Here is a 22156-nt window from a genome sequence, read left to right on the forward strand (position 1 = left end):
CTGCAGCCCCAGGGCTGATCGCAGGTTCCAGGCCCAATTCGCGGGGCAAGCCCGCTCCCACGTTGGCTCTGGCGTGGGGGCGGGCTTGCTCCGCGATATGCCGATGGCATGGTCGACTTCAACGGCAAGAAAATGACCGTCGAAGAGTTCGCCATGCTGATCAGCGGCCACCTGGCGGCGCTGCAGCCTCAGGGCTGATCGCAGGTTTCACGCCCAATTCGCGGGGCAAGCCCGCTCCCACGTTCGACTTCAACGGCAAGAAAATGACCGTCGAAGAGTTCGCCATGCTGATCAGCGGCCACCTGGCGGCGCTGCAGCCTCAGGGCTGATCGCAGGTTTCACGCCCAATTCGCGGGGCAAGCCCGCTCCCACGTTCGCTCTAGCGTGGGAGCGGGCTTGCCCCGCGATTGCATTCAGAGCCGCCACGCAAAAACCCCTTTTGCATCGCTCCGATTGCCTGTAGCCTTCGCCGTCCGATAATAATCCGCGCCCGCAGAGGGGCCGCGAGGGCCCGCCCAGCTGGCCGTCCGGCACCGCTAGCCGATCTGTCAGGGCCGGGTGATACACTCGATTGACGCGCGTACGCGCCCTGCAGGTCCTGCGATCATGACCCAGATTTCCGAACGCCTGTTGGTACAGGCCCACCTCGACGCCAAGCAGCCCCACCCGCTGACGCCCGCGCAGGAGGCCGAATACCGTGCGGCCATCGCCGCCGAGCTGAAGAAGCAGAATGCCGTGCTGGTCGCCCATTACTACTGCGATCCGGTGATCCAGGCCCTGGCCGAGGAGACCGGCGGGTGCGTGTCCGACTCGCTGGAAATGGCCCGCTTCGGCAAGAACCACCCCGCTGACACGGTGATCGTGGCCGGAGTGCGCTTCATGGGCGAGACGGCGAAGATCCTCACCCCGGAAAAGCGCGTGCTGATGCCGACCCTGGAAGCCACCTGCTCGCTCGACCTGGGCTGCCCGGTCAAGGAGTTCTCGGACTTCTGCGACCAGCACCCCGAGCGCACCGTGGTGGTGTACGCCAACACTTCCGCCGCAGTGAAGGCGCGGGCCGACTGGGTCGTGACCTCCAGCTGCGCACTGGAAATCGTCGAAAGCCTGATGGACAACGGCGAGACCATCATCTGGGGCCCGGACCAGCATCTGGGCCGCTACATCCAGAAGCAGACCGGCGCCGACATGCTGCTGTGGGACGGTGCCTGCATCGTCCACGAAGAATTCAAGTCGCGCCAACTGGCCGACATGAAGGCGCTGTACCCGGACGCGGCGATCCTGGTTCACCCGGAGTCACCGGAAGCGGTGATCGAGCTGGCCGACGCGGTGGGTTCCACCAGCCAGCTGATCAAGGCTGCGCAGACCCTGCCGAACAAGACGTTCATTGTCGCGACCGACCGCGGCATCTTCTACAAGATGCAGCAGCTGTGCCCGGACAAGGAATTCGTCGAAGCCCCCACCGCCGGCAACGGCGCGGCCTGCCGCAGCTGTGCGCACTGCCCGTGGATGGCCATGAATACCCTGGAGCGTGTGCTGGATTGCCTGCGCACCGGCAGCAACGAGATCTTCGTCGAGCCGGCGCTGATCCCCAAGGCGATCAAGCCGCTCAACCGCATGCTCGATTTCACCCAGGCGGCGCGCTTGAAGTTGTCGGGCAACGCCTGACCGAAGCTTGAAACCATCGCGGGGCAAGTCGCAGCGGCGCACCGCCGCTCCCACGCATGAACGTGGGAGCGGGCTTGCCCCGCGATGGTTTCTGGCTGTAAATCAGCGCCCCATCATGTCCTTGACCATGCGCTGCTGCTCCATGATCTCGCGCTGGCGTTGGTCGATCTGCGAGGCCAGCGGGAAGTTGCTGCCCGAACGGCGCTTGGCGTAGTCCAACTGCTGGATCGCCTGGTCGAAGTCGCCGACCAGGGTGAAGTACTCGGCGCGGGCGCGGTGCAGGCCGATGGTGTTGCCGGACAGGCCGCGCACTTCGGCAACGTCGTACCACACGTCCGGATCGTCCGGGCGGCTTTTGACCAGATCATCCAGCACTTTCTCCGCTTCGGCCGGCTTGCCCTGCTTGACCAGCAGGTCGGCGCGCACCTGTTTCAACGGGTAGTTGCCAGGGTAGAGCGCCTGCAGGCGTGTCGCACGCTGCTGGGCATCGGCCAGGCGGTTGTTGGTGATGTCCAGGTCGATCTGCGCCAGGTTGTAGGTGATGTCGTTGGGCGCCTTGGCCAGCAGTGGCTTGAGGCTCTCCCGCGCTTCGTTGAGTTGGCCACCCTTGATCTGTGCCAGCGCCAGGCCATAGCGCGCGGCATCCATTTGCGGGTTCTCGTCAAGCTGGGCGCGGAAGCGCTTGGCGGCCAGGCCCGGGGTGCCTTCGTAGGTGAGCTGCACGCGGGCGCGGATCAACTGGTAGCGCAGGCTGTCCTCGACGCCACCCTGGGGTGCCTGCTCGGCGCGGTTGCGGGTGTCGGCCACCCGGGATTCGGTGACCGGGTGGGTCAGGAGGAATTCCGGCGGTTTGGCGTCGTAGCGGTACTGGCGCGCCAGGCGCTCGAACATGTTGGGCATGTTGCGCGGATCGTAACCGGCTTTTTCGAGGTTCTGGATGCCGATGCGGTCGGCCTCCTGCTCGTTCTGTCGGGAGAAGCGCCGCTGTTCCTGGATGGCCGCTGCCTGGGTGCCGGCAATCACGCCGATGCCGGCGTCGCCACCGCCCCCCGCCGCCAGCACGATGCCTGCCAGCAGCGCCGCCATCATCGGCAGTTGCATGCGCTGTTGGGCTTCGACGCCACGGGCGAAGTGGCGCTGCGACAAGTGCGCCAGTTCGTGGGCCAGTACCGAGGCGTACTCGCCTTCGGTCTGGGCATTGAGGAACAGCCCGCCGTTGACCCCGACGATGCCACCGGGGGCGGCGAAGGCGTTGAGCTCCTTGCTGTCGATGAGGATGAACTCCAGGCGCCGGTCCTGCACCTGGCTGGTCTCGGCCAGCTTGTACACGCTGGTCTCGACGAAATCCTTGAGTTGCGGGTCGTTCAGCTGGTTGACGTTGCCACGCAGCAGGCTCAGCCAGGCACGCCCGAGCTGGTGCTCCTGTTGTGGCGAAACGATCGCGGAACTGGCATCGCCCAGTGACGGCAGGTCGTCGGCGTGGCCGGGGAGGGCCATCAGGCAGGCCAGCGTCAGCAGGGTGGGGCGCAGTAGATTCATGCACAAGCTCGCGTCGGTCAAAAGCCTTACTGTAGCCGGGTCGCACGATGCCGACCAGTGGCGGTATCCTAGTGCCCTTTTTGCCCTGCCTGTGGAGACGCGCCCGATGAGTGACACCCTGACCTGCGACGCCGAGCTCGACGCCAGCGGGCTGAACTGCCCCTTGCCGCTGCTCAAGGCGAAGATGGAGCTCAATCGCCTGGCCAGTGGCGCGGTGCTCAAGGTGATCGCCACCGACGCAGGCTCGCAACGCGACTTTCGCACTTTTGCCCGGCTTGCCGGTCATACGCTGCTGCACGAAACGGCCGAGGCCGGGGTGTACACGTACTGGCTGCGCAAGGCCTGAGTTTTCATTCAAGGATCGGCAATGATCAAAGTGCTACGCGACTGGATGCAGCGCTACTTCTCCGATGAGGAGGCAGTGGTGCTGGCGGTCCTGCTGTTCCTGGCCTTCACCGTGGTGCTGACGCTGGGTGGGATGCTCGCGCCGGTGCTGGCGGGCATGGTCCTGGCCTTCCTGATGCAGGGGCTGGTCAACGCCCTGGAGCGCTACAAGGTGCCGACACGGCTGGCGGTGTGGCTGGTGTTCGCGCTGTTCATGGGCGCCCTGGCGGCGTTCATGCTGGTGCTGGTGCCGTTGCTCTGGCATCAGTTGATCACCCTGTTCAATGAACTGCCCGGCATGCTGGGCAAGTGGCAGTCGCTGTTGCTGCTGCTGCCCGAGCGCTACCCGCACCTGGTGTCGGACGAGCAGGTGCTGCGTGCCATCGAGTCGGTGCGCGGTGAAATCGGCAAGTTCGGCCAGTGGGCGCTGACCTTCTCGTTGTCGAGCCTGCCGCTCTTGGTCAATGCGATGATCTACCTGGTGCTGGTGCCGATCCTGGTGTTCTTCTTCCTCAAGGACCGCGAACTGATCGGCCGCTGGGTCAGTGGCTACCTGCCGCGCGAGCGCGCCTTGCTCAACCGGGTGGGCGACGAGATGAACCGGCAGATCGCCAACTACATCCGCGGCAAGGGCATCGAGATCCTTATCTGCGGTGTTGCCACCTATATCGCTTTCATCAGTCTGGGGCTCAACTACGCCGCACTGCTGGCGCTGCTGGTGGGGCTGTCAGTGGTGGTGCCTTACGTGGGGGCGGTGGTGGTGACCGTGCCGGTGACCCTGATCGCGCTGTTCCAGTGGGGCTGGGGCGATCAGTTCATCTACCTGATGGCGGTGTACGCGATCATCCAGGCGCTTGATGGCAACGTGCTGGTGCCGCTGCTGTTCTCCGAGGCGGTGAGCCTGCACCCGGTGGCGATCATCTGCGCCGTGCTGCTATTCGGCGGGTTGTGGGGCTTCTGGGGGATCTTCTTCGCGATCCCGCTGGCGACGCTGTTCAAGGCGGTGCTGGATGCGTGGCCGCGGCAGGAGGCATCGGTCGCGCCGATGCTTTAAACGCTGGGGGCTGTGAAGCAGCCCCCATCGATCTCAAGCCTTGTTCAAGGCCTCGGCGGCCGCGAGCACGGCATCCACATGCCCCGGCACCTTCACCCCACGCCATTCCTGGCGCAGCACACCGTCCTTGTCGATCAGGAAGGTGCTGCGGTCTACGCCCAGATACTCCTTGCCATACAGCTTCTTCAGCTTGATCACGTCGAACAGCTGGCACAGCGCCTCGTCCTTGTCGCTGATCAGCTCGAAGGGGAAGGCTTGCTTGGCCTTGAAGTTCTCGTGCGACTTGATGCCGTCGCGCGATACGCCGAACACCAGGGTATTGGCGGCCTGGAACGCCGCGTACTGGTCACGGAAACCCTGGCCTTCGGTGGTGCAGCCCGGGGTGCTGTCCTTGGGGTAGAAGTACAGCACCACCTGCTGGCCCTTGAGCTGGGCGAGGCTGACGGCCTGGCCGCTGGTGGCCTGGGCCTGGAAATCGGCAACGGGTTGGTCGAGTGCTACGGCCATGAGGGCTTCCTTAGACAGGGTTCTGTGGGCGCCACGGTTCGATCAGCGCGTCCAGGTTGAGGGCGTCGGCAAAGTCCAGGAACTGGTCGCGCAGCCAGCTGATCTGGGTGCCGGCCGGCAGGATCACGGTGAACTGGGCATTGAGCATGCTGCTGCCGGTCTGCGGGGCCAGGTAGGTGTCGCAGGTCATCGCGTCCAGCTCGACGCGGTGGTCGAGGAAGAACTGGCACAGCTCGTTGATGATGTCCGGGCGATAGGCGGCGCTGACATAGGCCACATAAGGCAGGGCCTGTGGGCGCACTTCCTGCTCGGCACTGCGCACCACGTCCAGGGTCAGGCCGTGCTTCTTGGCCAGGCCCGGCAGCGTGGTCTCGAGGCGCGCCAGGGCATCCCAGCTACCGCCGACCTGCAATACCAGGGCGCTGGTTTCGCCGTGGCGGCTCAGGCGCGAGGTGACGACCGCGCAGCGGTTTTCGAAAGCTGCGCGGCTCAGAACATTGGCCAGCTCCATCGGGTTGGGGCCCAGGGCGCTGATGACGAGGAATTGTTCGCGAACGGTGGGGGTGGACATGCAGCATTCCTAAAGCGATGAGCGGTCGGTACAGGACGGGACAAGCCTGCTGTTTGCGTGGGGGCACGGCCACGGTTTCATGGCGATGAACACAGGCCGGGAGCACTGTCGACGGCCCGGCGGGCCGCGCTGTACCGATCAAAGGATCAAGGGTAGCGAAAAGCGGCGCGAAGGGGAATGCTCCGCCCGCCTGCTTCGCTTGTGCAAGGCCGATGCCCCCAGTACCATTACCGCTCTCTTTTTCCGGCAGGAGCAGTTACATGATTGCGGGCAGTATGGTGGCATTGGTCACACCCATGGATGCACAAGGGCGTCTTGATTGGGACAGCCTCGACAAACTTGTAGACTTCCACCTGGAAAATGGCACCCACGCGATCGTCGCTGTCGGCACCACCGGTGAGTCGGCCACTCTGGATGTAGAAGAACACATCCTGGTCATCAAGCACGTGGTCGAGCGCGTCAAGCACAGCAAGAAGCGCATCCCGGTCATCGCCGGTACCGGTGCCAACTCCACTGCCGAAGCCGTGCACCTCACGCAGAACGCCAAGAACGCCGGCGCCGACGCCTGCCTGCTGGTAGTCCCGTACTACAACAAGCCGACCCAGGAAGGCCTGTACCAGCACTTCAAGCACATCGCCGAAGCCGTCGACATTCCGCAGATCCTCTACAACGTGCCCGGCCGCACCTCCTGCGACATGCAGGCCGAGACCGTGATCCGCCTGTCGAGCGTGCCGAACATCATCGGTATCAAGGAAGCCACGGGCGACCTGGTGCGTGCCAAGCAGATCCTGGAAGGCGTCAGCAAGGACTTCATCGTCCTGTCCGGCGACGACCCGACTGCCGTCGAGCTGATCCTGATGGGCGGCAAGGGCAACATCTCGGTTACCGCCAACGTCGCCCCGCGCGAAATGGCCGACCTGTGCGAGGCCGCCCTTGAGGGCAATGCCGAGAAGGCCCGCGCAATCAACGAAAAACTCATGCCGCTGCACAAAGACCTGTTCTGCGAAGCCAACCCGATCCCGGTGAAGTGGGCGCTCGTTGAAATGGGCCTGATGCACAAAGGTATCCGCCTGCCGCTGACCTGGCTGAGCGACAGCTGTCACGAAAAAGTCCGTACTGCCTTGCGCCAGTCCGGCGTACTGGTTTAATCGAGGAAGTACACCGCATGAAGCGACTGGCTGGTCTTTCCACCCTTGCCCTGATCATCTCCAGCACCAGCGGTTGTGGCTGGCTGTGGGGCGAGGATGGCTATTTCCGCGACCGCGGCAGCGATTACCTGCAGGCGCAGCCCACCGCGCCGATGCAGCTGCCGCCGGACGCCAGCAACGTCAAGCGCATGGATCCGCTGCTGCCGATCCCGCGCAACGTTGCCGACGATCACGCCACCGGCGAGTTCGAAGTGCCGCGCCCGCAACCGCTGTCGGCTGCCGCCGACATCAGCGATTTCAGCCTGCAGCGCAGTGGCAGCAGCCGCTGGGTGCTGGCCCAGCGCTCGCCGGCCGAAGTCTGGCCGGTGACCCACCAGTTCTTCGAAGACAACGGCTTCCGCATTGCCGAAGAGCGCCCGCAGACCGGTGAATTCAGCACCAGCTGGCAGCGTTTCGACGAGCTCTCCGCGTCGCTTGGCCAGCGTCTGGCCAGCGCCTCCAGCAGCCCCGACAGCGAAGTTCGGGTGCGGGTGCGCATGGAGCCCGGCGTGCAGCGCAACACTTCGGAAGTGTATGTGGTCAGCGTCGAGCGCCCGGCCGGCAGCACCGCCGAGCCCGAGTTCCCGTCCACTTCCAGCAATACCGGCGCCGATGCGCTGCTGGTCGACGAAATGCTCGCCAGCATGAACCGCAACGCCGAGAAGGGCGGTTCGGTGTCGCTGCTGGCCGCGCGTGATTTCGATGCGCCGAGCCAGGTCAGCCTCAGCGAGGACGGCAGCGGCAACCCGGTGCTGTACCTGGGCTCCGACCTCGACCGTGCCTGGTCCGGCGTGGGCCGCGCCCTGGAGCAGGGCGAGTGGCGCGTCGAGGACATCAACCGCAGCCTGGGCCTGTACTACATCAACCTGTCGGAAAAACCGGACGACAAGCAGAAGGAGCCTGGCTTCCTCAGCCGTCTGTTCGGCAGCGAACCGAGCAAGGAAGAGCGCGAGGCCCGCGCCGAGCGTTACCAGGTACGCCTGAGCAAGGTCGGTGAAAACGTCCAGGTCACCGTCGAGAAGAACATCAATACCGTGGCCCCGGCCGATGTGGCCCGCCGCGTGCTGAGCGCAATCCAGGACCGTCTGGGCTAAGTGCGTTTCGCGGTTCTTGGAAGCGGTAGCCAGGGAAACGGCACGCTGATCGCCAGTGGTGACACGCTCATCCTGGTCGATTGCGGCTTTTCGCTACGGGAAACCGAGCGGCGCCTGGCGCTGCTCGGGGTGTCGGCCACGCAACTGAGCGCGGTGCTGGTCACCCACGAACATGCCGACCATGTGCATGGGGTGGGTTTGCTGGCGCGCCGCTACAATGTACCGGTCTACATGAGCCAGGGCACTCTGCGTGGCCTGCGCAAACCGGTGGAGGTAGCGGGGTTTCTCAGCTGTGGCGATACACTGCAGGTCGGCGATCTGCAGGTCAGCGCCGCACGGGTCGAGCACGATGCCTACGAGCCACTGCAGTACGTGATCAGCGATGGTCGCCGGCGCTTCGGCATGCTGACCGACCTTGGCAGTTACGACATGTACCTGCTGCAGCGTTACCAGGCCCTCGACGCCCTGCTGATCGAGGCCAACCACTGCCGTGACCTGCTGGCACGCGGGCACTACCCGCAGTTCCTCAAACGACGGGTCGGTGGCAGCCAAGGACATCTGAACAACCACCAGGCCGCAAGCCTGGTGGCCGAGTTGGGCTGGCAGAACCTTCAGCACCTGGTGCTGGCCCACCTCAGCAGCAAGAACAACCAGCCACAGCTGGCCCGCCAGTGCTTCGTCGACGCCCTCGGGTGCGACCCGGACTGGCTCCAGGTGGCTAATCAAGACCATGGGCTCGACTGGCGCCTGATCGCCTAGCCCACCTACTCAAGCAAGCGGAGCCCATCATGGAAAAACGCGAAGAACTCTACCGTGGCAAGGCCAAGTCGGTTTACAAGACCGATGACGCCGATCGCTTGATCCTGCTGTTCCGTAACGACACTTCGGCGTTCGACGGCAAGCGCATCGAGCAGCTCGACCGTAAAGGCATGGTGAACAACAAGTTCAACGCCTTCATCATGCAGAAGCTCGAAGAAGCCGGCGTGCCGACTCAGTTCGACAAACTGTTGGGTGACAACGAGTGCCTGGTCAAGAAGCTCGACATGATCCCGGTCGAGTGCGTGGTGCGCAACTACGCCGCCGGCAGCCTGGTCAAGCGCCTGGGCGTGGAGGAGGGCATCAAGCTCGAGCCGTCCACCTTCGAACTGTTCCTCAAGAACGACGAGAAGGGCGACCCCTTCATCAACGAATCCCACGTTGTCGCGTTCGGCTGGGGCACCGCCGAGCAGCTGGTCGAGATGAAGAAGCTGTCGTTGAAGGTCAACGAAGTGCTGACCAAGCTGTTCGATGACGCAGGCCTGCTGCTGGTCGACTTCAAGCTGGAGTTCGGCGTGTTCCACGGCCAGATCGTCCTGGGCGACGAGTTCAGCCCGGACGGCTGCCGCCTGTGGGACAAAGAAACCCGCAAGAAGATGGACAAGGACCGCTTCCGCCAGGGCCTGGGTGATGTGATCGAGGCCTACGAAGAAGTTGCAAAACGCCTGGGCGTGCCGCTGTAAGCGGCTCGTTCACGCAAGCGCCTGATACCACGCGAATTTTTTTCAAAAAAGGTTTGCCAGAATCAAAATCGCTGGTATGATGCGCGCCATTGGAGAGATGCCGGAGTGGTCGAACGGGACGGATTCGAAATCCGTTGTACTGGCAACAGTACCTAGGGTTCAAATCCCTATCTCTCCGCCATATGCGAAGTAGTCGAAGCCCCCGAAAACGTTGAGTTTTCGGGGGCTTCGTCGTTTCTGGTACTGTTTAGAAGAATTGTCGCTTCTGTTGGCTGGGTTTGGTTCTAGGCCCTCAAGTGAGGGCGTGGTACACCAAGTGGTTCAATCTACCGATGGTCTTTGCGGTCCGATACATGTGCGTACCGATGACCGCTACCGCTTCATAGGTTGAATCGGGATCATGGGTGATATGGTAAATGGCTTGCAGCTCTGCCAGGTAAGCCCTTAGCTGCATCTCTTCCTTCGCGGTAAGGTTCGGAGCGTGGAGGTCTGCAAGGATAGCTTTTCTATATCCAAGGTATTCGCGACGCAGTCGTTTGGCGTGTGGGTAGTTCGTTATCGGGATGAGGAAACAGATGGCAGTGGAAAAGTAGAACGCCGCTGACGTGGTAGCAGGGTTCAGGCAGCTCGAAGACCATAGTCCAGCCATGAACAGGCCAGGCATTGCGCTGACCAGGCCCAGGTAGGTTTTCCGCTTGGGTGGGGCCTTGTACCAGGGCGGAAGGTACTTCGATCGCTTCATGGGTTTTTCTCTCTGAGTGAGGGGAGTGAAGATCATGGGGCTTTTGATTTCCTTATGCACTCCAACTCGATGCATCCTTTTCCTTGGTTCGGGCAGCGGCCGTGGAGCCTCAGAGGAAACACTCGAAAAGCAGGAATGGAGCCAACTAGCCGGCAGGTTGAGGTGTTGTCACCTTTTGAGTGGAAGTGGGCCCACCCAGAGAAAACTCACTTTCGTTCGGCCCTGGCTGTGATGCAAAAAACATAGTGGGGGGCTAAATGTTTTTGCGCGGATGCCGATAATCACTAGTTAAATTTTTGATTAGGTGAAGAAAAAGTTTTTGGCTAGTCAACTCGCTGTCTAATGCAAGTAGGCTAACGGCTTCTATTTGTGATGCTTTTCCCGTATCATCCGGCGGCCATCAGAATGATGGCGGATCATGGACTAAAGGATTTTTTATGAAAAAGCTGATCAAAGCTACTGTTGCCGTTGCTCTCGTTTCGGGCGTTGCCCTGCTGTCCGGCTGCACCGGCCAAGTCTACAACCAGCCTAAGAACTGCTCGTACGACTACCTGTTCCACCCATCGGTTTCCATCTCCAAGATCATCGGCGGCTGCGGCGCGATCGATAAGCTGCCTCAGCAGTAATCTTGGTAGTACCCTGATCGGGTCGTTTGCGACCTGATCCAAGACCCCCGGCCATGGATGTGGCCGGGGGTTTTTGTTTTTGCTTCTTCGGCTGGGCAGCACGCTGTGGAAGCTGGCACGCGAGCATGCTAAAAATGTTCTTTACGGTTGCCAGGGCCGGTTGATTTTGATGTTGCAAGAGACTTTCCAAGGAGTGAAACAGGGTGGCAGGTGTGAAAAACAAGGTATGGATTGCCGTAAGTACTATGGCGGGTTTGGTGGCTGGCGCGGCTGGTTTTATTGCCGTTTTTTTCCCGGATGCACTCAATCTGCAAAAGAAACAGATGCGCGAGTTTGAGGTGGAGATTGTCGAGCGCGCGGATGTTGACCAGCTTGACGCGTTTCTCGAGCAGAACACTAACAGGATCGTGAATCTTACCGTTTCTGTATGCCGTACCCGAGAGCGCAGCGATCTGCCCGTTTTGGAGCAGACATCCAATGCGCTCGTGGTTCGTCATGATGATTGCGAAGACGGTTCAATGTGCACCAGTACATCTTACTATTTCGCAAAGCCAGAAATGAGTCAGGACGATGGCTACGTTTGGGGCAATGACAAGTTTGCTGCTTGCCGCAATGACGAGCACGGTGGGCTCTTTGCTGTTTCCGGCTACTTCATGGTTCCATCCGGGCCTGGTTTCGGGCAGGGGAACTTGGAGTGGTTGCTGACCCCAGTCGACGGCACGCAGATTGCCCTCAAGGATTACTGACCTGCCTCGGGGGCCGTCAGGTGTGAGGCAACGCGTCGCCTTGACCTGGGCCCCCGCAATTTGTTTGTGCTGGCAATTCATATACAATCCGTAAATCGTTTCAGCCCTGTCGGTCAATCCGACCAAAGGCTGGCGCGTCCAATGCTCTCTGGCTGCTGAACAATGATCACAACAAGCCTGCGCTGAAGAACATGGAATACCTGGGCCAGCCACAGGCCCACCCTCCGTTCTACACACTGGGATCGATCAATGTTCAAGAAAGCTGGCAAGACCTTGCTGGGTCTGGCTGTTGCAGCGAGCTTCATGCAAGCGCACGCAGCAGAGACCAAAAAAGTTGACGTGCTGCTGGTTGGCGGCGGCATCATGAGCTCCACCCTGGCCGTCTGGCTCAACGAGCTGGAGCCAAGCTGGTCGATGGAAATGGTCGAGCGCCTGGACGGCGTCGCCGAAGAAAGCTCCAACGGCTGGAACAACGCCGGTACCGGCCACTCCGCGCTGGCCGAGCTGAACTACACCCCGGAAGACAAAGACGGCAACGTCAACATCACCAAGGCCATCGAGATCAACGAGTCGTTCCAGATCTCCCGCCAGTTCTGGGCCTGGCAGGTGCGCCAGGGTGTACTGAAGAACCCGCACTCGTTCATCAACACCACCCCGCACATGAGCTTCGTCTGGGGCGATGACAACATCAAGTTCCTGAAGAAGCGTTACGACGCGCTGCAGACCAGCCCGCTGTTCCGCCCGATGCAGTACTCCGAAGACCACGCGCAGATCGCCAAGTGGGTCCCGCTGATGATGGAAGGGCGTGACCCGAACCAGAAGCTGGCCGTGACCTGGACGCCAATCGGCACCGACGTCAACTTCGGCGAGATCACCCGCCAGTTCGTCGGCCACCTGAAGACCAAAGAGAACTTCGACCTCAAGCTGTCCACCGAAGTGCAGGACATCACCCGCAATGCGGACGGCTCCTGGCACGTCGAGTACAAGAACCTGAAGGACGGTACCGAATCGGCCACCGACGCCAAGTTCCTGTTCATCGGTGCCGGTGGCGGCGCGCTGAAGCTGCTGCAGAAGTCGGGCATCCCGGAAGCCAAGGAATACGCAGGCTTCCCGGTGGGCGGTTCGTTCCTGGTGACCGAGAACCCGACCGTTGCCATGCAGCACATGGCCAAGGCCTACGGCATTGCTTCGACCGGCGCGCCACCCATGTCGGTACCGCACCTGGACACCCGCGTGCTGGACGGCAAGCGCGTCATCCTGTTCGGGCCATTCGCCACCTTCTCGACCAAGTTCCTGAAGAACGGCTCGTACCTGGACCTGCTGGGCAGCACCACGATGCACAACGTGTGGCCGATGACCAAGGTCGGTATCGAACAGTACCCACTGGTCGAGTACCTCGCCGGCCAGCTGATGCTGTCGGATGATGACCGCTTCGAAGCCCTGCGCACCTACTTCCCGAACGCCAAGAAAGAAGACTGGCGCCTGTGGCAGGCCGGTCAGCGCGTGCAGATCATCAAGCGTGACGAAGAGAAGGGCGGCGTGCTGAAGCTGGGCACCGAAGTGGTTGCTTCCGAAGACCGCACCATCGCCGGCCTGCTGGGCGCCTCCCCGGGTGCATCGACTGCCGCGCCGATCATGCTCAACGTGCTGCAGACCGTGTTCAAGGAAAAGGTCGCTACCCCTGAGTGGCAGGCCAAGATCAAGGAGATCGTCCCGAGCTACGGTACCAAGCTGAACGATTCGGCAGCGGCCACCCAGAAAGAGTGGAACTACACCGCCGAAGTGCTGCAGCTGGAGAAGCCGCCAGTGATCGACCAGAGCGTCGGCACCAGCGTTGCGCCAGCCGCCGCGGTCGAGAGCAAGCCTGCCAACGACATGGCGCTGTAAGGCCCTGCTGCTTGCCGGGGAAACCCGGCAACACCAACCACGAGCGTCGCCCCAGGCGGCCTCGTGGTTTTTTTGTGCCTGCAGATTTGTACGCGGTCGTGGGRGSGGGCTTGCCCCGCGATGCTGTCAGCTCAGGCTGGCGTGTCGAGCGTGAGGTGTCATCGCGGGGCAAGCCCGCTCCCACGGATTGCTCGCCTGTCAGCGCTGCCCGAGAATGCTGCCCAGCAGCCCGGGGAAGCGCCCCTCGAGCTCATCACTGCGCAGCGAATTCATGTGCGTGGTCCCCACATTGCGGGTAAACACCAGCCCCGCCTCGCGCAGCACGCGAAAGTGATGGGACATGCTCGACTTCGGCCGCCCGCCATCCAGTTCGCCGCAGCTGGCCTCGGCCACACCGGCCAGGTGGCGGACGATTTCCATGCGCACAGGGTCGCTCAGGGCGTAGAGCAGGCGCTCCAGGCTGAGGTTGTCGGGGGAGGGGTGGGTATAGGTTCGCATGGCCGACATGATAACGGGGGTTTCACAAATTGCCATAGTTCGAATATGATCGAACAATCGTAAGTTAACTCACCCCGGAGTAACGACATGTCCGCCCTGTTCGAACCCTATACCCTCAAGGACGTCACCCTGCGCAACCGCATCGCCATCCCGCCGATGTGCCAGTACATGGCCGAGGACGGCATGATCAACGACTGGCACCATGTCCACCTGGCCGGCCTGGCCCGGGGCGGTGCCGGCCTGGTGGTGGTCGAAGCCACGGCCGTGTCGCCGGAAGGCCGTATCACCCCCGGCTGCGCCGGTATCTGGAGCGATGCCCACGCCCAGGCCTTCGTGCCGGTGGTGCAGGCGATCAAGGCCGCAGGTTCGGTGCCGGGCATCCAGATCGCCCACGCCGGGCGCAAGGCCAGCGCCAACCGCCCGTGGGAAGGTGACGACCATATCGCCGCCGACGACGCACGCGGCTGGGACACCATCGCCCCATCGGCCATCGCCTTCGGCGCCCACCTGCCGAAAGTACCAAAGGCCATGACTCTGGATGACATCGCCCGGGTCAAGCAGGACTTCGTCGACGGAGCCCGCCGTGCCCGTGATGCCGGTTTCGAGTGGATCGAGCTGCACTTCGCCCACGGCTATCTGGGGCAGAGCTTCTTCTCCGAGCATGCCAACCAGCGCACCGACGCCTACGGTGGCAGTTTCGATAACCGCAGCCGCTTCCTCCTGGAAACCCTGGCGGTCGTGCGTGAAGTGTGGCCGGAACACCTGCCGCTGACGGCGCGCTTTGGTGTGCTGGAATACGACGGGCGTGACGAGCAGACCCTGCAGGAGTCCATCGAACTGGCGCGGCGTTTCAAGGCCGGTGGCCTGGACCTGCTGAGCGTCAGCGTCGGCTTCACCATCCCCGACACCAACATTCCGTGGGGCCCGGCCTTCATGGGGCCGATTGCCGAGCGTGTACGCCGGGAAGCGAAACTGCCGGTGACTTCGGCGTGGGGCTTCGGTACGCCGGAGCTGGCCGAAGGGGCGCTGCAGGCCAACCAGCTGGACCTGGTCTCGGTGGGGCGTGCGCACCTGGCTGATCCGCACTGGCCGTATTTTGCTGCCAAGGCGCTGGGGGTGGACAAGGCGTCGTGGACGCTGCCTGCGCCTTACGCGCACTGGCTTGAGCGTTATCGCTGAGTGAATGGGGGCTGCTGCGCAGCCCTTCGCGGGTAAACCCGCTCCCACAGGATTCAGGTTGGCGCAGATCCTGTGGGAGCGGGTTTACCCGCGAAGGGGCGCGTAGCGGCCCCAGCTATTAAAACCGATCCAACCGGTAAGCCTCGGTAATCCGCAAACCGTCAATCAACTGCCCCACCCACTGCGCCGTTACCGCCGCCTGGGTCAACCCCAGGTGCTGGTGCCCGAACGCCAGCAACACCTTGCCGTCCGCCACCCGATCGATCACCGGCAGTGAATCCGGCAACGACGGCCTGAACCCCATCCACGGCGTCGCCCCCTCGGCATCCAGCTCGCGCTGGAACAAACCCTTGCTCAACCGATGCAACTGCCACGCCCGTTGCATGCTCGGTGCTGCATCGAGCCCGGCGAATTCCACCGTACCGGCCAGGCGCAAGCCACCGGCCATGGGCGTCATGATGAACTTGCGCTCCAGCGAGGTGACCGCGAACGGCAGCCGCTGCTGCTCGTTGGGCAGCATCAGGTGGTAGCCGCGTTCGGTATCCAGCGGCACGCGTTTGCCGGTCAAGCTGTGCACCAGTTTTGCCGAATGCGCACCGCAGGCGATCAGCACCTGACGGGCCTGCAGCTCGCCCTGGTCACTGCCCAGGGTGACCCCGCCAGCGTGCAGCCGGCCACCGCTTACCTGCCGCCTGGCGAACCGCACACCGGCGGCCTGGGCGGCATCGAACAACGCGTCGACCACCCGATACGGGTCGACGAAATGCCCGGTACGCGGGAAGAACAGGCCGCCCTGAATCGACGGGTTCAACTGTGGCGCAGCGGCCTGTACGGTCTGCGCCGACCAGTAGTCCACCGGCACCGCCTGCTGCTGCAGGCGTGCGCGCAAGGCCTGCAGTGCCGTGCGCGATTCGGCGCGTTCGAATACCAGCAACGAGCCATCCTCATGCAGCAGATCGCTGCGCCCGATCGAGCCCAGCAGGCGCTGCCAGGCGCCCAGGCTGGCTTCGTTGAGTGCGCGCAGGCCGTCCACGCTGCGCTGGAAAGGGGCCGGGCGCAGGTTGAGCAGCAGCCGGGTGAACCAGGGCAATGCCCTGGGCAGATACTTCCAGTCCAGGCGCAGCGGGCCCATTGGGTCGAGCAGCATGGCCGGCAGGCGCTTGAGGATCGACAGGTCGGCGATCGGGAACACCTGCTCGGTGGCCAGGTGCCCGGCATTGCCCCAGGAGGCGCCATGGCCGGGCGCCTGGCGGTCGATCAGCAACACCCGCTTGCCCTGGCGGGCCAGTTGCAGGGCACAGGCGACGCCGACGATGCCGGCGCCGACCACGGCGATATCGGTTTCAGGGGTTTCGAGCATGCCTAGCCTTCCCGTTTGCCGTCGACCAGACGCCGCAACTGCAGCGGGTTACCCTGTTGCAACTCGGCGGGCAGCAGGGCATCGGGGAGGTCCTGGTAACAGACCGGGCGCAGGAAGCGCAGGATTGCCGCCGTCCCCACCGAGGTGCTGCGGGTATCGGAAGTGGCGGGGAACGGCCCGCCGTGGACCATCGCATCGCATACCTCGACGCCGGTCGGCCAGCCGTTGACCAGAATGCGCCCGGCCTTGCGCTCCAGGGTCGGCAGCAGTTGCCGGGCACTGTCGAGGTCGGCGTCGTCCAGGTGCAAGGTGGCCGTCAATTGCCCTTCCAGATGCTCGGCGACCTGGCGCACCTGGGCATCGCTGTCACAGGCCACCACCAATGAAGCTGCGCCAAACACTTCGGCCTGCAAGGCCGGGTCACTCAAAAAAGCCGTAGCCTCGGTCATGAACAACTGCGCCTGGCACTGGTTCGGCCCCTGCGGCGCCTGGCCGCTGGCGACCAGTTGAGCGTTGCGGTTTTCGGCCAGCGCGGCGACGCCGGCGGCGAAGGCCGCGAAGATGCCAGGGGTGAGCATGGTCTGCGCGGCGGTGCGCTGCAGCTGTTCGCCGGCGGCGGCGATGAAGCGTTGCAGCGCCGGACCCTGGCGGGCGATCAGCAGCCCGGGGTTGGTGCAGAACTGGCCGGCGCCCTGGGTCAGCGAGGCGACGAAACCTTGTGCCAGTGTTTCGCCGCGGGTTTGCAGGGCGGCGTCGAAGAGGAACACCGGATTGATCGAACTCATTTCGGCGTACACCGGAATCGGCTCCGGGCGTGCCTGGGCGGCCTGGCACAGGGCCACGCCGCCACTGCGCGAGCCGGTGAAACCGACCGCCTTGATGCGCGAGTCGTTGACCAGGCCCAGGCCGACGTCGCGGCCGGCGCCGTACAGCAGGGAGAACACGCCTTCGGGCAGTTCGCACAACTTCACCGCCCGGGCCACGGCCTGGCCGACCAGCTCGCTGGTGCCGGGGTGGGCGCCGTGGGCCTTGACCACCACCGGGCAGCCCGCTGCCAGCGCCGACGCGGTATCGCCACCGGCCACCGAAAAGGCCAGCGGGAAGTTGCTGGCACCGAACACCGCCACCGGGCCCAGGGCCACCTGGCGCTGGCGCAGGTCGGCGCGCGGCAGCGGCTGGCGCGTGGGCAGGGCGTGGTCGACGCGCACGTCCAGCCATTCGCCGGCACGCACTACCCGGGCGAAGGTGCGCAGTTGGGTGCAGGTGCGGCCGCGTTCGCCCTGGATACGGAGCGCGGGCAGGCCGGTTTCGGCGACGGCGCGGTGGATCAGTTCATCGCCCAGGGCTTCGATTTGCTCGGCGATGGTTTCGAGGAAATGGGCGCGGCGTTCCAGCGGTGTTTCACGGTATTCATCGAACGCCGCCCAGGCCAGGGCGCAGGCTTGGGCTAGGTGCTCGGCGCTGGCGCCGGGGTAAGGCGGATCGAGCGGTTTGTCGGTGGTCGGGTCGATGGCGCGGATCGCGGCCTGGGTGCCGGTTACGGCGCGCTGGCCGATCAGCAGGTTGCCGGTGAGGGGCATGGGGGCGTCCTTGGGGCGGAGGATTCGGAGGATGGCACCGGCCAGGCCGGTGATCGCCGGCAAGCCGGCTCCCACAGGAGCCGTCCTTGCTGGCGAGCAGGGCTTCAGACCACGTTCTGCTCGGCCGACCAGTTGGCGTACCAGGCACGGAACAGGCTGTACTGCTGCTCGGCATAGTGGCGCTGGGCGTCGGTGAGCGCGTCGGTCTCGTTGAAGTGCAGGCTGTATTCGGTATCGCCGTTGAGCACCATCAGGTGCTTGTAGTACAGCACCAGGTCGCAGCCTTCATCGAACGACGACAGCACCGCCAGCGCCGCTTCCAGCTCCCGCGCCAGGCGCCGGGCCTTGGCGTCGCCCTTGGCCGCCTGCTTGCTCAGGCTCACCAGTTGCAGCACCTGGCGTGGCAGGGCGTTGCCGATGCCGGTGATGGCGCCGGTGGCGTTGCAGTTGACGAAGCCGTGTACCACTTGCGTGTCGACGCCGACCATCAGGGTCACGTCGTCATCCTGGGAGGTGATGTGCTCGGCGGCGTAGCGCAGGTCGGCGGCGCCGCCGAACTCCTTGAAGCCGATCAGGTTGGGGTACTCGCGGCGCAGTTCGAAGAACAGGTCGGCGCGGGTGGCGAAGCCATAGTAGGGGCTGTTGTAGATCACCGCCGGCAGCTTGGGCGCGGCTGCGAGGATCGCCGAGAAGTGATGCTTCTGGGCAATCAGCGAGGCGCCACGGGACAGTACGCGGGGGATGACCATCAGGCCGGCGGCGCCAACCTTGGCCGCGTGGGCGGCATGGGCTACCGCCTCACGGGTGTTCACAGCGCCCGTGCCGACGATGGTCGGGATGCCGGCGGCCACCAGGCGCGCCACGCCTTCCTGGCGCTCGGCCTCGGTCAGCAGCGGCCAGTCGCCCATCGAGCCGCAGTACACCACTGCGCTCATGCCGGCCTCGATCAGTTCGCGGCCCTTGCGCACCAGGGCATCGAAGTCGGGGGTGCGCTGCGCGGTGCACGGGGTCATCAGGGCGGGCATGCAACCGGTGAAGATGTTGTCGGTCATTGTTGTCACTCCTTGCAGTGTTCGTCGGGAAGAAAGCGGGATCAGATGCCCCAGGCAAACGGGTCTTGTTCGTCGATCAGCAGGGTGCTGTCGGCGGTCATGTGGGCGCGGCCGGTGATGAACGGGCGGATACGCTCGCCCTCGCGCTCGAAGCGGCCCTGGAACTGGCTGCCGGTGATGCTCGCCTGCACCCAGGCCTGGCCCTCGGCGAGCTTGCCGTCGGCGGCCAGGCACGCCAGCTTGGCGCTGGTACCGGTGCCGCAGGGCGAGCGGTCATAGGCCTTGCCCGGGCACATCACGAAGTTGCGGCTGTCGGCGTGGGCGTCGTCGGCGAACAGCTCGATATGGTCGATCGGCGCGCCGTGCTCGCCGGTGATGCCCTGGGTTTGCAGGGCCTTGAGCATTTTCCAGGTGTAGTCGGTCAGGGCCTCGACGTTGTCCAGTTCGAGGCGCTGGCCATGTTCGCTGACCAGGAAGAACCAGTTGCCGCCCCAGGCGATGTCGCCGCGCACTGGGCCAAAACCCGGCACCTCGACCGCCACCTGCTGGCGGTAGCGCCAGGACGGCACATTGCCGACGGTGACCGCGCCGTCCGCATGCAAGGTGGCGCTGACCTGGCCCACCGGGGTGTCGATCTTGTGCAGCCCCGGTTCGATCAGCCCCAGGTGCTGCAGGGAGGCGACCAGGCCGATGGTGCCGTGGCCGCACATGTTCAGGTAGCCGGCGTTGTTGAAGAAGATCACCCCGCAGGTGGCGTCGCTGGAAACCGGCGGGCGGTACAGCGCCCCCACCAGCACATCGTTGCCGCGTGGTTCCAGCAGACAGGCGCGGCGCCAGTGGTCGTGCAACTCGCGCAGTTCGTCGCGCTGTTCGGCCATGCTGCGGCCGGTCAATGGCGGGAAGCCCTTCATGACCAGGCGGGTCGGTTCGCCGCCGGTGTGGGAGTCGATGACGTGGATCTGTTTCATGGGCGTTATCCGTTGCAGATTTAAGGTGGCACCGTGGGAGCGGGCTTGCCCCGCGATGAAGCCGCTTGCCTTGAATCGCGGGGCAAGCCCGCTCCCACGCGTTCCTGTCGGTTTTCAGGAAGCCAGTGCCGCAGGCCGATGGCCGCTGCGCACCTGTCCGGCCGCCTCGCTCTCGTCGTCGCCATCCAGCCGTACCAGGTGAGTCGGCACGCCGGTGGCGGCGCCCCAGTAATAGATACCCAGCGCCGCAGCAGCCACGACCGCCGTGTCGAACGGATGCCCGATCACCCCCAGCCCGCCAAAGCTGCCCAGCCAGGACAGCAGGATGGTCACGGCGTAGAAGCCGATCAGCCAGGCCGACGAGCGCACCTGCTGGCCAATGGAAAGGTGCTCGGTGGGCACGAAGCGGCGGCACAGCAGGTACAGCACGAACATCACGATCTGCAGGGCCAGCAGCCACGACACGGTGTTCCAGCCCGACCAGTAGACGATCAGCGCGGCGATGATGAACGACAGTGGGCCGAGCACCCCCATGCCCTTGACCCGGAACGGGCGCGGCATGTCCGGGGCCGTGCGGCGCAGGGCGGCGACGGTCACCGGTGCCACCGCGTAGCTCAGCACCAGGGCGGCCGAGACCACGTTGATCAGCGCTTCCCAGGACGGGAACGGCAGGGTCCAGAACACCGACAGGGCGAAGGTCAGCCACAGTGCCGGGCGCGGAATGCCGGACTGCTCGTCGATGCGGGTGAAGTACTTGAAGAAGGTGCCGGTCTGCGCCCAGCCATAGATCACCCGCGGGGTGGCGTTCATGTAGATGTTGCCGCAGCCGCTGGGCGAGACCACCGCATCGGCCACCACCAGGTAGGCCAGCCAGCCGACGCCCAGGGCCAGGGCGATGTCACGGTAGGGCAGGGCCAGTTCCTTGGTTACCCCGGCCCAGCCGTTTGCCAGCATTTCGGTCGGCACGCTGCCGAGGAAGGCCAGTTGCAGCAGGGCGTAGATCGCGGTGGACAGCAGCACCGAGAGGATCAGCGCAATGGGGATGGTGCGCTGCGGGTTCTTCACCTCGCTGGCCACCGAGATGATCGGGGTAAGGCCCAGGTAGGCGAAGATGATGCCGCCGGCCGACACGGCCATTTCCACGCCGGACATGCCGAACGGGGCAAAGCCCTGCACCTCGAAGTTTTCCGGCTTGAAGAAGGTGAACAGCACGCCGATCACCAGCAACGGCACGATGAACTTGAACACGCTGACCAGGTTGTTGGCCTTGGCGAAGGTCTTCACGCTGCGGTAGTTGAGCGCGAAGAACAGCCCGAGCAAGGCGAACTGCACCAGCCAGCCGAGCACGGTCGGGTCGCTGGAGCCGGCCTTGGTCAGGCTGGGGAACCAGGCCGCGGCGTACTGGCGCGAGGCGACCACTTCGATGGCGATCAGGCTGGAGAAGGCGATCAGGGTGATGAAGCCCATCAGGTAGCCCAGCAGCGGGCCGTGGGAATACACCGGGTAGCGCACCACGCCACCGGCGCGCGGCAGCGCAGCGCCGAGCTCGCAGTAGACGATGCCCAGCAGCAGTACGGCGAAACCGCCGAGGAACCAGGACAGGATCCCGGCCGGGCCGGCGATGGCCGACACGTGGCTGGCGGCGAACAGCCAGCCGGAGCCGAAGATGGCGCCGAGGCCGATGAAGGTGAGGTCCAGCAATGACAGCTGTTTCTTGAATTTGCCTGACATGGGGTCGCCTTTTTGTAGGTTTTGGATAGGCAGGTCTGATGTCACGATGCGGCTTTTCGGGCCGCGTTCTTGTAGATCATGGGCGGCTTGCGTGGGGCATAGAGTGGACCGATCGGGGCGGGGGTTCTTGATGGTTTTCGGCAAGGGGGATGACGAAATCGGCACAGTTCGCGAAAGCGCTGGTGAAGGGCGAGGTTGCTGGATAGGCTGCAGGCCATTGCGGTAATGGCTGTGCGTGGCAATCGCGGGGCAAGCCCGCTCCCACGCCTACTGAGCATCGTGGGAGC

General features: G+C 64.1%; 21 protein-coding genes and 1 tRNA gene. 12 read left to right on the plus strand and 10 right to left on the minus strand.

All coding sequences use genetic code 11. The features are described 5' to 3' along the window. Positions 1-606: 606 nt before the first annotated feature. The gene (nadA, locus tag RTH46_RS03670) at positions 607-1665 is read left to right on the plus strand and encodes a quinolinate synthase NadA (protein ID WP_125465132.1); all 1059 of its coding nucleotides are present in this window, start codon (positions 607-609) and stop codon (positions 1663-1665) included. Positions 1666-1767: 102 nt separating this feature from the next. Here the strand turns inward: nadA and RTH46_RS03675 are convergent, their stop codons facing one another. Then, positions 1768-3204, minus strand: coding sequence for a M48 family metalloprotease (locus RTH46_RS03675; RefSeq protein ID WP_316905065.1), 1437 nt, complete (start codon positions 3202-3204; stop codon positions 1768-1770). A 106-nt stretch (positions 3205-3310) separates the two neighbouring features. Here RTH46_RS03675 and RTH46_RS03680 point away from each other — a divergent pair, with 106 nt between their 5' ends. Then, on the plus strand, positions 3311-3550 hold the full coding sequence (locus tag RTH46_RS03680) for a sulfurtransferase TusA family protein (protein WP_110992328.1): 240 nt from the start codon (positions 3311-3313) through the stop codon (positions 3548-3550). Between the two features lie 21 nt (positions 3551-3571). Next, positions 3572-4642, plus strand: a complete 1071-nt coding sequence (locus RTH46_RS03685; protein ID WP_153785834.1) for an AI-2E family transporter — start codon at positions 3572-3574, stop codon at positions 4640-4642. 33 nt (positions 4643-4675) lie between these two features. Here the strand turns inward: RTH46_RS03685 and RTH46_RS03690 are convergent, their stop codons facing one another. After that, positions 4676-5149, minus strand: coding sequence for a peroxiredoxin (locus RTH46_RS03690; RefSeq protein WP_153785835.1), 474 nt, complete (start codon positions 5147-5149; stop codon positions 4676-4678). A 10-nt stretch (positions 5150-5159) separates the two neighbouring features. Further along, positions 5160-5720, minus strand: coding sequence for a glycine cleavage system protein R (locus tag RTH46_RS03695; protein ID WP_110992325.1), 561 nt, complete (start codon positions 5718-5720; stop codon positions 5160-5162). Between the two features lie 260 nt (positions 5721-5980). On the opposite strand from RTH46_RS03695, the gene dapA reads away from it, so the two are divergent. The 5 genes from dapA (at position 5981) to RTH46_RS03720 (ending at position 9681) form a co-directional block, all read left to right on the plus strand. Then, complete coding sequence (gene dapA, locus RTH46_RS03700) at positions 5981-6868, plus strand: 4-hydroxy-tetrahydrodipicolinate synthase (RefSeq protein WP_153785836.1); 888 nt, start codon at positions 5981-5983, stop codon at positions 6866-6868. A gap of 17 nt (positions 6869-6885) precedes the next feature. Then, positions 6886-8001 (plus strand): outer membrane protein assembly factor BamC, encoded by a 1116-nt coding sequence (gene bamC / locus RTH46_RS03705; protein WP_153785837.1) that lies wholly within the window; start codon positions 6886-6888, stop codon positions 7999-8001. Beyond that, on the plus strand, positions 8002-8760 hold the full coding sequence (locus RTH46_RS03710) for an MBL fold metallo-hydrolase (protein ID WP_153785838.1): 759 nt from the start codon (positions 8002-8004) through the stop codon (positions 8758-8760). 29 nt (positions 8761-8789) lie between these two features. Further along, a complete protein-coding gene (gene purC / locus RTH46_RS03715; RefSeq protein ID WP_103444794.1) occupies positions 8790-9500 on the plus strand; it encodes a phosphoribosylaminoimidazolesuccinocarboxamide synthase in 711 nt (236 codons plus the stop codon). A gap of 91 nt (positions 9501-9591) precedes the next feature. Beyond that, positions 9592-9681 (plus strand) — tRNA-Ser (locus tag RTH46_RS03720). 111 nt (positions 9682-9792) lie between these two features. Here the strand turns inward: RTH46_RS03720 and RTH46_RS03725 are convergent. Next, the gene (locus RTH46_RS03725) at positions 9793-10278 is read right to left on the minus strand and encodes a hypothetical protein (RefSeq protein WP_316905066.1); all 486 of its coding nucleotides are present in this window, start codon (positions 10276-10278) and stop codon (positions 9793-9795) included. A 401-nt stretch (positions 10279-10679) separates the two neighbouring features. On the opposite strand from RTH46_RS03725, the gene RTH46_RS03730 reads away from it, so the two are divergent. The 3 genes from RTH46_RS03730 (at position 10680) to mqo (ending at position 13501) form a co-directional block, all read left to right on the plus strand. After that, positions 10680-10868, plus strand: coding sequence for a YhfL family protein (locus RTH46_RS03730; RefSeq protein ID WP_110992320.1), 189 nt, complete (start codon positions 10680-10682; stop codon positions 10866-10868). 212 nt (positions 10869-11080) lie between these two features. Next, positions 11081-11614, plus strand: coding sequence for a hypothetical protein (locus RTH46_RS03735; protein WP_279845578.1), 534 nt, complete (start codon positions 11081-11083; stop codon positions 11612-11614). Between the two features lie 249 nt (positions 11615-11863). Further along, a complete protein-coding gene (mqo, locus tag RTH46_RS03740) occupies positions 11864-13501 on the plus strand; it encodes a malate dehydrogenase (quinone) (RefSeq protein WP_125465125.1) in 1638 nt (545 codons plus the stop codon). 198 nt (positions 13502-13699) lie between these two features. Here the strand turns inward: mqo and RTH46_RS03745 are convergent, their stop codons facing one another. Next, a complete protein-coding gene (locus tag RTH46_RS03745; RefSeq protein ID WP_153785840.1) occupies positions 13700-14035 on the minus strand; it encodes an ArsR/SmtB family transcription factor in 336 nt (111 codons plus the stop codon). A 51-nt stretch (positions 14036-14086) separates the two neighbouring features. Between RTH46_RS03745 and xenA the strand changes: the two genes are divergently transcribed. Next, positions 14087-15178, plus strand: a complete 1092-nt coding sequence (gene xenA, locus RTH46_RS03750) for a xenobiotic reductase XenA (RefSeq protein ID WP_316905067.1) — start codon at positions 14087-14089, stop codon at positions 15176-15178. 118 nt (positions 15179-15296) lie between these two features. Here the strand turns inward: xenA and RTH46_RS03755 are convergent, their stop codons facing one another. The 5 genes from RTH46_RS03755 to RTH46_RS03775 all read right to left on the minus strand — a co-directional run bounded on the left by RTH46_RS03755 (position 15297) and on the right by RTH46_RS03775 (position 21869). Next, positions 15297-16538, minus strand: coding sequence for an FAD-dependent oxidoreductase (locus RTH46_RS03755; protein ID WP_316905068.1), 1242 nt, complete (start codon positions 16536-16538; stop codon positions 15297-15299). A 2-nt stretch (positions 16539-16540) separates the two neighbouring features. Continuing rightward, positions 16541-18118 (minus strand): aldehyde dehydrogenase (NADP(+)), encoded by a 1578-nt coding sequence (locus RTH46_RS03760; RefSeq protein ID WP_316905171.1) that lies wholly within the window; start codon positions 18116-18118, stop codon positions 16541-16543. A 104-nt stretch (positions 18119-18222) separates the two neighbouring features. Further along, positions 18223-19170 (minus strand): dihydrodipicolinate synthase family protein, encoded by a 948-nt coding sequence (locus RTH46_RS03765; RefSeq protein WP_153785844.1) that lies wholly within the window; start codon positions 19168-19170, stop codon positions 18223-18225. 41 nt (positions 19171-19211) lie between these two features. Next, the gene (locus RTH46_RS03770) at positions 19212-20138 is read right to left on the minus strand and encodes a 4-hydroxyproline epimerase (protein WP_316905069.1); all 927 of its coding nucleotides are present in this window, start codon (positions 20136-20138) and stop codon (positions 19212-19214) included. 114 nt (positions 20139-20252) lie between these two features. Further along, positions 20253-21869 carry an APC family permease gene (locus RTH46_RS03775; RefSeq protein ID WP_153785846.1) on the minus strand — a complete coding sequence of 539 codons (1617 nt, stop codon included), beginning with the start codon at positions 21867-21869 and terminating at the stop codon, positions 20253-20255. Between the last annotated feature and the right edge of the window lie 287 nt (positions 21870-22156).

It is taken from the genome of Pseudomonas sp. zfem004 (assembly GCF_032621715.1).
In the GTDB taxonomy this organism is placed as follows: domain Bacteria; phylum Pseudomonadota; class Gammaproteobacteria; order Pseudomonadales; family Pseudomonadaceae; genus Aquipseudomonas; species Aquipseudomonas sichuanensis.